Genomic DNA, 15,265 nt, shown 5'->3' on the forward strand with positions numbered 1-15,265 from the left:
CCTGGTTTCATTTGAATAAAACCAGAATAAACCCTATAGCCGCTATAGGGTCAATACCTCTTCTACAGGAATTTGAAGCTCCACGATAAACTCGCTTGGATCACGCATTCGACTCAAATCAACGACATACTGCTCAACCGCTGGCCCACACTCCGTATACCCTTGTTGACCCATCCATTCCAAAAGTTGAAGGTATACATTTTTGCATGATTCCTCGTTGGGAGGACCACTGTAGGTTGCGGTAATATAAACGCCCCCAGGCAGTACCCGCACGAACGGGTATTTGAGAGCCTCTGAAGACAGTGGAATGCATACCTCTATATCTGAATCGGCCCTGTCGAAGGTTAACAGATTTTCGTGATAGATACTCATGATGTGACCTTGTGCAGTCAATCCATGCGTTTCCAGCTTGTCATACAGCTGTGTGAAGCGCACAATAGATGCTTCCATTCCGCATACCGCCCGCTTCCTTTCGAACGCGACAATACGTTCCGTCAACACCTTCAACTCTATTAAGACGCTTTCGCCATCAAGCTTCTCATTCACAATTCTCAGACTTTCCAACTGCCCGATTCGGCCCTCTATGGATGCAGCCGTCATTTCTAGACGACTGATTTCTTGCAGTGTTTCTTGCCTTTTCCCCTTCAGAGCTGAACTGAGTCCATCTAGACCTCTCTGTTTCAGGATGCTGCCGATTTCCTCCAATGAGAACCGCAACCCCTTCAAATCTTGAACGATTTTGACCAGTAGAATATCCATGTTGGAATAATAACGATAGTGGGTAAAGGGATCGGTCCGGCTGGGACTCACCAATCCAAGTTTATCGTAATATCGCAGCGTTTGGATGGATATCCCGCATATCCGTGACACGTGGCCGATCGTATAAGATTGATCGTTAACCATAATCCTTTATCACCTGCCCAGGCGCTCTATAATATTTATTCAATCAGTAGATTCTCATCTTGCGCTTTTAGAACGGTGTGAATTCGATCTGATACTCCGAGCTTGGAATAGATGGTAGAGATATAATTTTTAACGGTTCCCTCAGTCAAATATAAATTTCGTGCAATTTCGCGATTATCCTTCCCGCTAACGAGCAGTCGCAAGACGTCTAGCTCCCTTTCGGTCAGTCCGTAGCGGGGCATTTTCTCTTTTTCTTTCTTTTGTATAGAATAAGTTACCCCGCTGGTCCATTCAGCCACCATGATCTTGGCTATTTCCTGCGGGATCAAAGTCTCGCCTTTGCGATAGCCTTTGCTCCACAGCGTATTCCATACCGCAAGCGCCTGCTTGGTGGCGGCGGATGCGGCGTGGTGCTTCGGCGACCATGTGCTGATAGCGCAACCTTCCGTGCGGGTCCCACAGCAAACATACGTTTTTCGTCAGTAGACCCGTGCCGAAATCGACATTCATGACGAGCCAGTCGCTCTCCTCTTCCACACGAAAAAAGTGCGAATGCTCTATGTTCATCCCGTCCGTATGCATGGTCATTCTTCCTTCCGTACGATAATCGCTATGAATCATCGTGCCGTTCAAAACCGTCTGTCGCTCAACGTTCAGTCATGCCGCTTCAATCGTTAGTCATCGCGTGCCCTTACTTGTCGATTCTGTATTTCTCGATCGCCTCTTCGTTGATTTCGATACCGAGCCCCGGCTTGTGCGAAATGTTGGCGTAGCCGTCTTTGACGGTGATGTCTTCCTGCAGCAACTCCCGGCGTATCGGCGTATCGACGATGCAGTACTCGAGCAAATTGCTGTTCGGCGTCGACGCGATCAAGTGCATCGAAGCGGCAATGACGATCCCGCTGCTCCATGCGTGCGGAATGCACGTAATCTGGTACGCCTGGGCCAGCTGGGCGATGCGCTTCGCTTCGCCCAAGCCCCCGCAGCGGGTCACATCCGGCTGGATGATGTCGATGCCGCCAAGCTCGATCAACGTTTTGAAGCCGTATCGCGTGCTTTCGTTCTCCCCGCAGGCGATTCGCACCGTCGTGGAGTCGGCCAGCTTGCGGTAGCCTTCCAGATCGTCCGGATAAAGCGCTTCTTCGATCCAATACGGATTGTACGGTTCCAGCTTGCGCACGAGCGGGATGCGGGAAGCGGCATCGATGACCCGTTCGTCCGACGGAATAAAACCGAGGTCGAACATCAGATCGACGTCCGGACCGGCCGCATTGCGGGCGGCTTCGACCAATGCGACGATTGTGCGGTCATCTTGCTCAAATCCCCCCCATCCGAGCTTGATCGCCGTAAATCCGGCCTCACACCATTTGCGCGTCTCCTCGTACGCTTCCTCCGGGGTGTACGGCATCAGCGTGCTGGCGTAGGCCCGCACACGTTGGCGCACCGCGCCGCCCAGCAATTCGTACACCGGCTTGCCGAGCACCTTGCCCTTGATGTCCCACAGGGCGATGTCGATGCCGCTCATCGCATGCACAGCCACGCCCCTGCGACCGAAAAAGGTGCTTGCGTGGTACATGCTTTCCCATAGCTTGTCGATTTCGAGCGGATTCTCTCCCACAATCACTTCCGCGAGCCCCCGGCACATGCGGTGCGAGGCCGGCGCATCGATAGCAGCCTTTACCACCAGCGGTGAGGAATCGACTTCGCCGTAGCCGACAATGCCTTCATCTGTATGCACCTTCACAATAATGCCATCCTGCGCGCTGTCGTTATTGAACTGCACATCGGAGCTTTGGCGGATTGGAATGGCCTCCACTTTCGTAATTTTCATCGTCTGTTCTCCTCCAAGTTAACTCTGTCTTCGTCTTCATCTCGCCGCCCGGAAGTTTCCTGCCTTCCGAAGTGCGCTCAATATCGTTGGCGTCCAGCGCCCAATCCTCGACATCCGATATAGTGTCCAGCAGCACGACACGCTCCTTAAGCTCTTCTTGCAATTGCTCCGCCATTGGCGGCGTAATGCAGCGAACGTGCTCTTTCATAATCCGGTTGACGATGACAATCATGGGCTCCTCCTTGATGCTGTCCGGCTAGAAATGGAGCAAATTATCCAGTTCCTGCTCCGGTTTGCGGGCATGATTGTCGTGGCGCGGCTGGATGGGGCGCGCCTTGAATTCCTTGATCAATTGGACAAGTCGGTCGACAGTCGCCTCATAGAAAATTTTCCCTTTCTCCTTCGTGGCCAGCGTCGCTTGACCGCAAACCCCCGACTTCGTGTAAGTCGAAAACCACGGGGTCATCAGCACACGAGAGCCCTTCGCCAAATCGAACCAGTGAAATTCGGACGGGGGCAGGCTGTTCTCGTCTTCTATTTTATCCATGCGAACTCCGTCTTCATCAAGGAACATGTACAAGGACGTCTCCAACTCGCATGCATGGGCAATTCCGCCTTGTTCCGAATCGCGATACTGATCGACAACATCGGTAATCAGACTCGGGTGCATGAGTGTCATACAGAGCGTTTTCCCCTTGCTCTCCAGTACCGTCTGTCTGGCAACAAGGTCGAGAACCGGCATATTCGAACCATGTCCGTTGACGAATATAATTTTGTTAAATCCGTGATAAGACAAACTTTTCGTCACGCAAAGACAGTATTGAATAAACGCGCTGGCCGTAATCGTAATCTGCCCGGGGTAGTCCATATGATGCGTGTTAAACCCATAAGGAATCGTCGGCATCACGAGCACATCATCCGGCACCTGCTCTGCCGCACCAATTACAATTCGGCGGGGCAACACCGTATCGACATCCATGGGCAAGTGCCGACCGTGCTGTTCCGTCGAACCGACCGGAATGACAATGACCCGTTCCTCGGCGATAGCGGTATTCATTTCCTCCCACGTCAATTTCTCATAAAAAAAGCTGGGCAACGGACTTTTCGCCATTTGTCTTCACGCCTCGTTTCTCAAGAGTTATATTGCCACCTAAGCTTGTTGCTGCCATCACTGAAGCTTCCTCCAATTAGCGCAACTCGATACCACCATTGCCGCAACTTGCTGATACCACCGCCGCAACTCGATAACAAGTTTGCATGGAGCGTTCGTCATCCGGCTTTTTGCTGCCATCCATTCCAATGAAATCGTAACTGCTTCCACCCTAGCCCCCTTCTCTTCCGCTTACCCCCATCATAATTTGGTAAAAGTCGATTGTCAACAATCATTTGTTGATTGTGGTTCTTGAAAATTTTTCACACTTTTGCTATAGTAAATGCAGACGATCTCATCGTTTGTGGGGAAAATTTGTTGTTGGGAAGGGATCTTTATGCATCGATTCCAGTTTAAAGCCCAGTCTACCTTGTCGCTTCGCCACCGGGTAGTCGAGGACATTCGTCAAGCGATCGTGATGGGCAATCTGAAACCGGGGGAACGAATCCGGGAAGCCGAAGTGTCGGAACAGATGGGCATCAGCCGCGGTCCGGTTCGCGAAGCACTGCGCGATCTGGAGGCGATGGGACTGATCATATCATCGCCGTATCGTGAAACGGTCGTTGCCGACGTCAACAAGGAGGAAATTATTCATCTCCTCATCCCGATCCGCATTCAGCTTGAGCTATATACGATACAATCGAATATGACCGAAATGGACAACGATCTGTTCGATGCTCTGGAGGGCATCATCGGCAAAATGAGTACGCTTACCGCCAAAGACGAGCTATTCCAAATTGTCGATCAAGACATTCTTTTTCATGAAACTATTGTCAAAATCAGTCCATCGCCGTCCCCGATGCAAATTTGGAACGGGATCGTCAATCGGCTGCGGCTTCATTTTATTAAAAACACGCAGTATTACAGCGATTTGCAAAACATTACCCGCGAACACCGGCTGTTGCTCGATACGCTGCGCTCCAAAAACATGGATCGCATCGCAGCCGTGTGGAAGGAACACATCATGGAAAACGACTCCATGCTCTGGTTTAACAAATGACGCCTGCAGCACCCCCTTACCTGATCCTTGCGATCGATCAGCATGCGGTAGGCTCGATCGGCCTCGCGGTAGTTCAGCTTGGCGGACAAGAGCGGCGCCGTATGCAGAGCGCCCCGCCTGATCATCCGCATCGCATAGCCGTAGTGATAGCGGAATAAGTTATACCCAAGATTCAGAGCATGATGAATAGCCTAAGCAGGCTGACTGTGCCCGACAAAGACTGATTGACCAATGCAAAAGCAAATACATGCTTAGCATCAGGCCGATTATTCAGAGTACCCGTTGAAACATAACGTAGAAATAAGGAAAATGAACGTCTTCGGGTGATTTCAGCAGTTCCAGAAAATTACTCGGCCTGATCAGCACCATTGGAGACCCGTCTACAAGTATGGCGAATCTTCCGCTCAGCAAAGTTTCAATGACATAATCGGGCCGACCGATATAATCAATCAAAGGGAATAGAGAGAACGTTCGATCCGACAACCATATCTCGAGCTGACCGCTCTCAGTACATTTCCGTTTGAAATGATGCCAACCGTTTTCGCGCTTCGGCAATCATGTCCGGATTTACTTTATGGCTCATATAGAGCAAGGATACTCGGGTTTTGCTCAAGCTCCCGATGACGAACAATTCGCTGAATAATAATCCCGTTTGCAGACGCTTCCGAATCAGCGCCATGTTCGTGAACATTTCTTCCGTGAAAGCATCCTTCGGCCTAATCGAAATTTCCGTACTGGATTCTTGTAAGGAACGTTGCGGAACTTTGGAAATATCGACCACCGTGAGCAAACAACGTTTCTCCTATTTTGATCTTTTACACTACCCTTATCATGTTTCTTAAAGTACTTTGAACAAGCCCGCTAGGCGAGTGACTTCGCAATCCCGGCAAGGCGCTCGGCCAATCGGGCCACTTCTTCGATCGCCGTAACCATTTGCTGCGTCGCGGACGCCTGCTCGTTGCTCTTACTAGCACTATTTTCCGAGGCGATCGTCACCTGGTCCATTTTCTTCCAGATCAGTTCCGTTAGATCCGCGATCTGCTCCGCATTCGTCTTCGACTGCGCTGACAGCTTGCGGATCTCATTTGCAATCACACCGAAGCCACGTCCGTGTTCCCCGCTTCGGGCCGCCTCGATTGCTGCGTTAAGGCCGAGGATGTGCGTTTGGCTCGCGACATGTTGAATGAAATCGAGCATCGCCCCGATATCCTTGGAGATGCCCTGAACCTCCCTGGTCTGCCCCACTAGAAGCTTCTCATTCGCATCAATTTCTTGCGCTGACACTGCAATCTGCTTGATACTGCTCGAAATCCACTGCGCATGCTCATGCAAACTACGTGACATCTCCTGCAAATCCTTGCCGATCCTCTGTGCCAGTTCTTGGTTTAAATTACGAATGCGCGTCGATAGCCCCTTCATAACTCGCCAAGCCAGTACACTATCCTCAGTCATCAGTTTACGAAACGACTCATTCCCAAGTCCCACCAGCTCACAAGCCGTTGAAGTTACCGCCGTCCCGCTGCGGGGCAGCCCCTCGAGCAGGGACATTTCCCCCAGAAAATCCCCTTGTCCGAGTTTGGCCACGGAAATCCGCCGCCCTTCCTGCTCAAGGAATATTTCTACCGTACCCGCCAGTACAACAAACATCTCATCCCCGTGATCACCACTGCGAAAAATGACCTCTCCCGCCGGCTTGTGCAGCATTTGACCGTGCGCTAGAAGTGCTTGTATGTTCATCTCCATGAAACTCCACTCCCCATCATGCTATCATTCAACTATAAAAGTACCTGTCCATCATATACACGAACACAAGTTCTATGTAAAATGTGACGATGTTATTGTTGCTTTTCTGGTTTTTTTGGCGCCCATTATTGGATTCCCTATTCATTATACTGTTAAGTATTACTAAATTTCTTTAAATATTTTTTATGATCCATCATTGGTTTACAGTGGATGTAGTATCGTTTTTTTCGATTCCAGACCTTCAGACACATGGTATCTTATGGATATACGTCTAGTGTCGGAAGATGTCGTCTTATGGAGATCGGTTCAAAAATGCTTGTGAGTAAAATGGAAGCTACCCACTAAGGAAGCAATTTGATAATGAACCTCGACAATACAAAAAGAACCCTTATAACAAGGGCTCTTGATCTGATTTGCGTACTATGAATCCAAAATCACTTCCAGATCGTTGAGCATCCGCCCATAAACCGGGTAGACTCATCCTTAACTTCTTTGACTCAAGCTACCATTTCTAATTTCCATAACAACATCCGCATATTCCGTAACAGAAGATGAGTGTGTAACTAGGATTACGCATTTACCTTCCATGTGAGCTAAACTCTGCAGGATTTCCATAATCCCTTTCTCGTTTTTTTCATCAAGGTTTCCGGTTGGTTCGTCTGCAATGATTAGGTTTGGGTTGTAGGACAAACTACGTGCTATGGCAACTCGTTGTTGCTCCCCGCCTGATAGTTTCAGGACTTTGCGTTCCGCTTTTTCTTTGTCAATTCCAACTTTTTCCAACAGCTCGTAAGCGAGCTGATTTTTATCATTTTCCTTGTTTCCGCTTAGATCAATTGACAACATTACGTTTTCCACCGCCGTATCTGATAGCAGCAGGTTGTAGCTTTGGAATATTACACCGATTTTATTAGAGCGATAGTGATCTTTGTTAATGTTATTGATATCCTTATCTTTATATGTGATAACGCCGGATGAACAGCTTGTAAGTCCTGCAATAAGGGAAAGCAGAGTTGTCTTGCCTGACCCCGATTCACCCACAATGGCATACACCTTTCCATTTTCAAAGTCAGCAGATATATGATTTAATACTTTTTTTTCATTCCCTTTATATGAAAATGAAACATCTTTCATGGAAAGCACTGTCATATTGGTTTCCTCCCTAATTTCTTTCTGATAAAATCTTCACAGGATCAAAACGCGTTATACTTGCGATTGTCATAGAGCCCGCAATTAATACAAGCAGTATCGAAAGTAAAATAACTTCCATGATTACAATTCCGGAAAGCGAAGCCTTGAGTCCCAATATTTCAGACATTAGCGGTGAAGGCAGATGTCCCCCTAACGTAACCCTTTTCATTACATTCACCGCAGATGGATTGACAAATATTCCTGCTAGGAGTGCAATAACAGAACTAAAGAGTGCCAGTATCAACATTTCGCTCATAAGTAGTGTCATTACCTTGAATTTTGACATTCCAATGGCTCGCAAAACGCCGATTTCATATTTTCTTTCTCTTAACGCCAGCACATTGATCAGAAACACAATGCCAATTCCGATAAACGCAACAATTCCAAAGAACTGCGTAACGATCAGTAACATTTCATTTATACCCTCTACGGCTTCGTCATATCTATCGGTGTCATACTTTAAATATAGGCTTTTTGAGAGTCCTTTATCATACAACTCATTCTGAAAGGCATTAAGATCGGCGGAATCCTTTAACAAAAAGGTTTTATAGTCCTGCATTGCATCGTCAGGAATCTGCTTAAATAATTCATAACTTGTGATAACGTCATTTCTCCTATTAAATTGGGGCGCATGGAAATCATTATTACTTCTCGCAATTGTAGAGTCTGTGAATATACCTGAAATCTTCAACTCTTTTTTTATTTTGGTAATTGCGATAGTCAAGTGCAGTGTATCTCCGATATGTAGGTTATTAAGTTCGGCTAGTTCGCTAGAAATCATACACTCGTCTATACTTGCGGGAAAATGGCCTTCAATCACTTTCCTGTCGCCATAAGTAAATTCATCCGTACTATGCTCATCAAACATACCATAAGCATGGGAATTAGAGTCCACCATCCTGCGACCGCCGTGACCGCTGTTTTCTGGTTCCACATAATCGCCATCCAGCAACTTCAAATTTTCTAATGACACAGGTATGCTTTGATAGAATACATAGCTCCGTAAGTAATCGCTGTCTACGTATTTTTTGTAATCTTCGGATGTTGGACTTGCATGAGGTTCTTTCTCCTTGTCCTGTGTGATAGAAACCTCGCCTGCGTAGTAATTTTCTGTTTCTGCCTTAACCTTCATGGTAGTATTGTAAATCGTCAGACTTACAACAGAAGCCAAAGTCACCATGAACAGCATAATAAACATGGTGATATTGCGTCCCTTGTTGTTAAGTAAATTCTTCATTGCTTTCTTGATTAAGTACATGTCCCCACTCCTTAACTTTTATGATTCAACTATACTGCTTGTAAAGTTAAATCACGGTTAAGAAAACGGCCTGCCGAAACTGTCGGCAGGCCGTTTCATTTATGGTTTTGGTAAGGTAACGACGATGGATGTATAGACTTCGACCACGCTTTGCACTTGGATAACCCCGCCGTGCTTTTCGATGACCGACTTTACGATCGACAGCCCTAGCCCATTGCCTCCAAGCTCTCTTGATCGAGATTGGTCCACACAATAAAACGGATCAAAGATCTTGTCGATCTGATCTTCCGGTATCCCGATCCCTGTATCCATGATCGTTATGCGGGCTTTATCTTCCGTCTCGGAAGCCGCGATTTTGATGAGCCCCTCTGGCTTGTTGTATTTGATGGCATTATGAATCAAGTTGGAGAAAGCCCTGTACAGTAGCGGTTTGTCTCCATAAAGCTGCACCTCACCGGTCAAATTCTCGATTTGTATGTTCTTGCTTTGAATCTCTTGATGAAGATCGTCTAAGATTTGCTCGAACATGGCTTTGGCTTCGAGTTTCTCATAAGCCGCGATATTGAGCTCGGCGTTCATCTTGAGCAGGTCATTCACCAGACCGCTTAGCCTCTGTGCATTTTTCAATGTGTCATCCATAGTTTCTTTGTATTCGTCAAGCGTAGGATGTTCGTCTAGCTGCAGTACCTCGATATTGGCAATCATGGCGGCGAGCGGGGTTTTGAGTTCATGCGCCGCATTGGCCGAAAAATTTTTATGCGAGATAAACGCTTTTTCCAATTTGGCGATCATGTGATTAAAAGAAACGGACAATTTAGATACTTCATCGTTCGAAGGAGTTACTCTGACCGGCCTGAATAAGTTATTTTCGTCGATCTCCTCGATTTCCCGGGCTAGATTCGTAACGGGTTTCAAGACTCTTCCTGCAATCAGGTAGGTGATGCCGGTTCCGAAAACGACGACCAAAGCAAGACTTAATAAGCTAATGGATGCAAACTTATTATCTTGTTCCACCCGTACTGCCAGTACTGGCTGTTTTTGATAAGGAGGATTCGGTCGCTCTGATCTGATTTCGCCGTTCGATATTCTTTCTATTTCTTTCACTGCTGATTTATCCGAATAAATGTTACGGGCGGAGTAGATCGAGACAGCCATCAACACGGTACTGGCTATGATTAAGATCAGTGCTATAACAATGGTGAGCCGCAGTCGCAGCGATAGTCGATTAAACCGGTTCATCATTCGCCTCCGCGATGAAATATCCAAGTCCTCTTGTATTTCGAATAAATTCTTTTTCGCCAAGGTGTAAGGTAAGCTTCTTTTTCAGCGAATTGATATGTACCTTTAAGGAGTTGGAAAATAAATCGGCGTTACTATCCCACACATGTTCTATGATTTCTTCTGCGCTTACGACCTTGACTTTGTTTAATAAGAGATACTCCAGAATGCCATATTCCTTCTTCGTTAAGTCAATTCTTGTATGATGAACATGCACAACCTTTAATGCAGTGTCTATTGTTAATTCTCCATAGGACAGCAGCGTATTCGTCTGGATGAATTTGCGGCGAAGCAACGCCCGAAGCCTGGCTTCCAGCTCCTTGAAATGAAACGGCTTCTCCATATAGTCGTTTGCGCCGGTGTCTAGCCCGGAGATTTTGTCTTCTACCTCGGAACGTGCCGATAGGATTAGGACCTTGATTTCCTGATTATTTATACGGATTTCTTTCAGAACGTCCATACCATCCACCCGCGGCATATTCAGATCAAGAACAACGGCATCATATTCGTTAACCTCAAAGCATTTCAAGGCTTCTTCACCATCGGATGCAACATCTATCGCGTATCCGAATTTTTTCAAGCCTATGCTGATTGCTCTCTGCAACGATAAGTCATCTTCGACAACCAATACTTTCAACTCCATCACCTCCGCCAAACATTAATATCATGATATGTCCTATTGGGTTAAGTTACGGTTAAGTTTTCATATATGATTATCTAATCTAATACTGATTAATGTCAAAAATTTCGCCCTACTTATGATACAGTTCGGCGTATCACTCTAAAGGCGAAATTAAGGGCACCCTTTATAGGGGTGCCCTTTTGTTTGGAAAAAGGGTCCACGATGAAACATTAACCGAGCTGCTTTATATTTAAGATTAGATTGAAGCAAGTTCCGCTATTTTCATTATCAGTAACAGTAATTGTACCATGATGCTTTTTGATAATACTGTCCACAATCGAGAGCCCTAAGCCCGCACCAGCTATTTGACGGGAGCGTGATTTGTCAACACGATAAAAAGGCTCAAATATATTCTTTTTGTTATTTTCGGCAATACCGATGCCTGTATCTTTAATTTTGATTGAGACCTGATCATTACTCAACCTGTTTACAATAACCCCAACCGTACCACCGTCAATATTGTAATTAATTCCATTTTCCACAAGGTTGTAAAAAGCACGATACAATAAGTCGGTATTCCCAGTAACAATGCTACTATCACAATCTAAGATCATTGAAACATTTCTATCTTTAGCTATTTGAGAGAGCTCGGAAATAATATCCTCAAAAATATCCTTTATACAAATGTTGCTTTGCTCACCGTTATCGTTCAAATTCGTCATATCCAAAAGGTTGCCAACGAGTGCTCTCAAGCGGTTTATTTGTTTTTCAAAAACGGAAATAAGAGCATCATATTCCTCGTTTGTATGATCTTTTTTCTTCTTAAATACATCAACCTTTGTTTGTAACACAGCAAGAGGTGTTCTAAGCTCGTGAGCGGCACTTGCGGAAAATCTTCCTTGCATCATAAAAGCATTATCCAGCTTATCCGTCATTTCATTAAATGTTATAGTAAGCTCTGCAATTTCATCCCTTGTTGGCGGCACAGATAATGTTTCAGATAGATTATGCACATTTATGTTTTTCACTTGACCATTTAGCGTATCAAGCGGCTTTAATGCCTTTCCTGAAATATAGTAGGTTAAGAACCCGCCGCCAACAATAACTAAAATCATATAAAGCATGCTTTCCATTCTAAAATCCATTCTTGCTTTTTGGGACTCAACAGAAGGAACAGGAGTGGTTATGCTGCTTGACGGTGATTGAGAGCTTTCATCACCCCATCCATCTTCGCCGATCTTTTTTGCCGGTAATAACAAAGTTGCATCAATCCTTGTAGCCATAGTATCCGCAGATAAATTAAGTATTAAGGTAAGACCTACACAACAAACCGTCAAAAGTGCAACGGTCATAACCGTAAGCCGCAATCGAATTGGCATTTTTTTAAGCATTAAAATCATCACCCTTATCTGATAACAAGTATCCTTCACCGATTTTCGTTCCAATGGGGTCATAGTTCAAGATGGCTTTTAGCTTCTTTCGGAGAGTTGCAATATGAACCCGAATAGCACCACTGAAGCTATCCGCATTCTGATCCCAAACATGTTCAATCAGCTCTTCTTGGCTAACCACTCTATCCTTGTTAAGTAAAAAATATTCAAGCAACGCAAATTCTTTTTTTGTAAGAGATATTTCATCTTCATTAACAACGGCGATACGCTTTGATAAATCCACTTTAATGGCACCGCAGGAAAGCATACTACTTTCTTGCACAAACTTTCGCCTTAACAAATTTCTTATTCTTGCTTCCAGCTCGGCAAAATCAAATGGCTTCGCCAAGTAATCATTCGCACCTATGTCTAAGCCTTTTACTTTATCATTCACACTACTTCTTGCACTGAGAATAAGTACCTTTAATTCCGGCCTTTCATCTCGTATCTTAGCTAAAACCTCAAGCCCATCTAATTTCGGAAGGTTTAAGTCAAGTACAACCAAGTCGTAATTTACGTCATATAAAAGCTCGTAAGCAGCTTCTCCGTTGTCGCATGTATCAACTGCGTAACCATCTATTCTAAGCCCCTCTGCAATCGCCTCTTGCAAATCAAGCTCGTCCTCTACGATAAGGATCCTCATACGCTAATCACCTCTTTTACTATTGTACCTAAGTATAGGTTAAATCTATGTTAAGCATTTAAGACCAAACAAAGAAAATCACTTAACAGGGATTTAACATCGTTTGTTATACGATGGTTACATCAAGTTTAGGAGGAACAAAATGTATATTGTAAAAAACGCAGTTAAAAACATTAGAAGAAACAAAGGAAGGAACTCTTTAATTAGTATTGTATTGGTCATTATCGCTATCACTTGTGTTATTTCATTAGTAATTAACAATGCAACAAGTAGTATTATAACCGATTATAAAAATCGATTTGGTAGTGAAGTCAATGTTGAGCTTGATTATTCAAAGCTTTATGAAGATGGAATTACTTCAAATTTTCCCGAAGTTACCATTGAACAGCTTAAACATTATGCAGATTCTGAATATGTAAAAGACTACTATTTTTATTTAGAAGCTCCTGCTGTATCTAAAATCAATGCGATAAATCAAGATGGGGATGCAGGACTGCAAGGTAGCGGAAGTGCTATAGGTGGTGGTCCCGATATCGGCCCTCCAAATATAAAAATAATTGGAAGCTCGTCCTATGAGCTGTTTGAAGAATTCAAAAAAGGCGAACGCAAAATAATAGACGGAAAAATATTTGAAAAAGATTATGAAATTGTTCTCAGCGAAAATTTGGCGCAGAAAAACAGCTTAAAAGTCGGCGATGCCATTACTGTTCGTTCTATCGCCGATGCGAATAAAGATATTAGTCTTACAATAACAGGTATTTATAAAGATCTGACCAAAGAAAATAACGCTGACGCCTCTTATAAAGACCCTTATATGACAAGAAAAAATGAAATCTTAACGACTTACGAAACAGCGACAGGACTTGTAGGAAAACAAGCCAATACAATGTCACGTATTAAGTATTTCTTAAACTCCCCTGATAATTTAAATGCTTTTGTCAAGGATGCTCAAGGCAAAGGGCTGAGTAAATATTACTCATTGACGAATAACGAGTATCTGTATAAACAAATAGCGGGTCCTGTTGAAAGCGTGCAAAAGATAAGCACAGTTTTCTTAGTCGTAGTGCTTATTTTAGGCGGCATTATTCTTATTCTGCTTAATCTCATTGCTCTTAGAGAACGTAAATATGAAATTGGTGTTTTAAGAGCGATCGGAATGAAAAAATTTAAGGTTATTAAAACCTTGTTATATGAATCCATTCTTGTAACCATGCTTGCCGTTACGATCGGACTTGGAGTGGGAAGTGTTGCAGCACAGCCTATATCGGATAAACTTCTTGCCGATCAAATTGAGCAAAGACAAGAGCAAATGGAAAATATGGGTGGAAATTTAGGCGGCTCCAGTGCGGCTATGCCGATTTCAGATGAAATCGTTAGCTCGTTGCAAGTGAAATTAGATGCGAGCGTTATATTAGGGATGTTCCTTATTGGTGGCTTGCTTGTAATGATCTCCAGCTCAATGTCACTAACGTATATCACGAAATATGAGCCTATAAAAATTTTATCGGAAAGAAATTAAGGAGGATATGAGGATGAATGTATTAGCAGTAAATAACCTTTCTTATGTCTATGATGGCACTAAAAAGAAAGTTCTTAATCAAATTAACATTGAATTTGAGCCTAAAAAAACTTATGCAATCGTCGGCAAGTCAGGTTCCGGTAAAACAACACTTTTAGCCCTGCTTTCGGGGCTCGACCTCTGTAAAGAGGGCGAAATACTTTATAACGGTGAGAATATAAAATCGATTGACCGTGATTATTACCGTTCAAATAAAATCGGTGTTATTTTTCAAAGCTATAATTTGCTCACTAATGCCACAGCCATTGAAAATATTATGCTCTCCATTGACATTAGCGGTATCCAGGTGGCTAATAAAAAAGAATATGCTTATGCCTTATTGCAAAGTGTGGGTATTGATAAAGAAACCGCGGATCGAAAGGTATTGAAATTAAGCGGCGGTGAACAACAGCGAATTGGTATTGCAAGAGCTTTATCTCACGATCCTGACATCATTATTGCAGACGAGCCAACGGGAAACTTAGATACCGAAACCGAAGAAAGCATTATGAACATACTCACTTCACTTTCGGAAGAAGAAAACAAGTGTGTAATCATTGTAACTCACTCCAAAAAGGTTTCAGATTATGCAGATGAGATCTGGGGGATCTCAGACGGGAAACTGTCGCTTGTGAAGAAAAACTAACATAACCAAGGA

At 44.4% G+C, this 15,265-nt stretch carries 19 protein-coding genes; 4 read left to right on the top strand and 15 right to left on the bottom strand.

Annotated features, from left to right (window positions below):
* Positions 1-42 precede the first annotated feature (42 nt).
* The 6 genes from AC58QD_RS25960 to AC58QD_RS25985 all read right to left on the bottom strand — a co-directional run bounded on the left by AC58QD_RS25960 (position 43) and on the right by AC58QD_RS25985 (position 3,845).
* On the bottom strand, positions 43-903 hold the full coding sequence (locus AC58QD_RS25960) for a MerR family transcriptional regulator (RefSeq protein WP_497337938.1): 861 nt from the start codon (positions 901-903) through the stop codon (positions 43-45).
* 35 nt (positions 904-938) lie between these two features.
* The gene (locus AC58QD_RS25965) at positions 939-1,205 is read right to left on the bottom strand and encodes a response regulator transcription factor (protein WP_497337939.1); all 267 of its coding nucleotides are present in this window, start codon (positions 1,203-1,205) and stop codon (positions 939-941) included.
* The gene (locus AC58QD_RS25970; RefSeq protein WP_497337940.1) at positions 1,195-1,485 is read right to left on the bottom strand and encodes a hypothetical protein; all 291 of its coding nucleotides are present in this window, start codon (positions 1,483-1,485) and stop codon (positions 1,195-1,197) included. The genes AC58QD_RS25965 and AC58QD_RS25970 overlap by 11 nt, the downstream gene beginning before the upstream one ends.
* A 109-nt stretch (positions 1,486-1,594) precedes the next feature.
* Positions 1,595-2,734, bottom strand: coding sequence for a mandelate racemase/muconate lactonizing enzyme family protein (locus tag AC58QD_RS25975; RefSeq protein WP_497337941.1), 1,140 nt, complete (start codon positions 2,732-2,734; stop codon positions 1,595-1,597).
* Positions 2,673-2,966, bottom strand: coding sequence for a hypothetical protein (locus tag AC58QD_RS25980; RefSeq protein ID WP_497337942.1), 294 nt, complete (start codon positions 2,964-2,966; stop codon positions 2,673-2,675). The genes AC58QD_RS25975 and AC58QD_RS25980 overlap by 62 nt, the downstream gene beginning before the upstream one ends.
* A gap of 24 nt (positions 2,967-2,990) precedes the next feature.
* Positions 2,991-3,845 (bottom strand): creatininase family protein, encoded by an 855-nt coding sequence (locus AC58QD_RS25985; protein WP_497337943.1) that lies wholly within the window; start codon positions 3,843-3,845, stop codon positions 2,991-2,993.
* A gap of 376 nt (positions 3,846-4,221) precedes the next feature.
* Between AC58QD_RS25985 and AC58QD_RS25990 the strand changes: the two genes are divergently transcribed.
* Together AC58QD_RS25990 and AC58QD_RS25995 are read left to right on the top strand one after the other, a co-directional pair.
* Positions 4,222-4,884, top strand: coding sequence for a GntR family transcriptional regulator (locus AC58QD_RS25990; RefSeq protein ID WP_497337944.1), 663 nt, complete (start codon positions 4,222-4,224; stop codon positions 4,882-4,884).
* Positions 4,881-5,042: a hypothetical protein gene (locus AC58QD_RS25995; RefSeq protein ID WP_497337945.1), complete on the top strand. Its 162-nt coding sequence runs from the start codon at positions 4,881-4,883 to the stop codon at positions 5,040-5,042. Before AC58QD_RS25990 ends, AC58QD_RS25995 begins: the two co-directional genes overlap by 4 nt.
* A gap of 112 nt (positions 5,043-5,154) precedes the next feature.
* On the opposite strand, the gene AC58QD_RS26000 is transcribed toward AC58QD_RS25995, so the two are convergent.
* The 9 genes from AC58QD_RS26000 to AC58QD_RS26040 form a co-directional block, all read right to left on the bottom strand.
* Positions 5,155-5,367, bottom strand: coding sequence for a spore germination protein (locus tag AC58QD_RS26000; RefSeq protein WP_497337946.1), 213 nt, complete (start codon positions 5,365-5,367; stop codon positions 5,155-5,157).
* Between the two features lie 22 nt (positions 5,368-5,389).
* The gene (locus AC58QD_RS26005; protein ID WP_497338041.1) at positions 5,390-5,665 is read right to left on the bottom strand and encodes a spore germination protein; all 276 of its coding nucleotides are present in this window, start codon (positions 5,663-5,665) and stop codon (positions 5,390-5,392) included.
* 80 nt (positions 5,666-5,745) lie between these two features.
* On the bottom strand, positions 5,746-6,627 hold the full coding sequence (locus AC58QD_RS26010; RefSeq protein ID WP_497337947.1) for a methyl-accepting chemotaxis protein: 882 nt from the start codon (positions 6,625-6,627) through the stop codon (positions 5,746-5,748).
* Positions 6,628-7,110: 483 nt separating this feature from the next.
* A complete protein-coding gene (locus AC58QD_RS26015; protein ID WP_497337948.1) occupies positions 7,111-7,776 on the bottom strand; it encodes an ABC transporter ATP-binding protein in 666 nt (221 codons plus the stop codon).
* A 13-nt stretch (positions 7,777-7,789) separates the two neighbouring features.
* The gene (locus tag AC58QD_RS26020; RefSeq protein WP_497337949.1) at positions 7,790-9,076 is read right to left on the bottom strand and encodes an ABC transporter permease; all 1,287 of its coding nucleotides are present in this window, start codon (positions 9,074-9,076) and stop codon (positions 7,790-7,792) included.
* A 99-nt stretch (positions 9,077-9,175) separates the two neighbouring features.
* Positions 9,176-10,315, bottom strand: a complete 1,140-nt coding sequence (locus AC58QD_RS26025; protein ID WP_497337950.1) for a sensor histidine kinase — start codon at positions 10,313-10,315, stop codon at positions 9,176-9,178.
* On the bottom strand, positions 10,302-10,991 hold the full coding sequence (locus tag AC58QD_RS26030; RefSeq protein WP_497337951.1) for a response regulator transcription factor: 690 nt from the start codon (positions 10,989-10,991) through the stop codon (positions 10,302-10,304). Before AC58QD_RS26030 ends, AC58QD_RS26025 begins: the two co-directional genes overlap by 14 nt.
* Before the next feature lie 215 nt (positions 10,992-11,206).
* A complete protein-coding gene (locus AC58QD_RS26035; RefSeq protein ID WP_497337952.1) occupies positions 11,207-12,367 on the bottom strand; it encodes a sensor histidine kinase in 1,161 nt (386 codons plus the stop codon).
* Positions 12,360-13,049, bottom strand: a complete 690-nt coding sequence (locus AC58QD_RS26040; protein WP_497337953.1) for a response regulator transcription factor — start codon at positions 13,047-13,049, stop codon at positions 12,360-12,362. Before AC58QD_RS26040 ends, AC58QD_RS26035 begins: the two co-directional genes overlap by 8 nt.
* 142 nt (positions 13,050-13,191) lie before the next feature.
* On the opposite strand from AC58QD_RS26040, the gene AC58QD_RS26045 reads away from it, so the two are divergent.
* Complete coding sequence (locus AC58QD_RS26045) at positions 13,192-14,568, top strand: ABC transporter permease (RefSeq protein ID WP_497337954.1); 1,377 nt, start codon at positions 13,192-13,194, stop codon at positions 14,566-14,568.
* A gap of 13 nt (positions 14,569-14,581) precedes the next feature.
* Complete coding sequence (locus AC58QD_RS26050; RefSeq protein ID WP_497337955.1) at positions 14,582-15,253, top strand: ABC transporter ATP-binding protein; 672 nt, start codon at positions 14,582-14,584, stop codon at positions 15,251-15,253.
* Positions 15,254-15,265: the final 12 nt, after the last annotated feature.

The organism is Paenibacillus sp. J2R1T-4 (genome assembly GCF_059692235.1).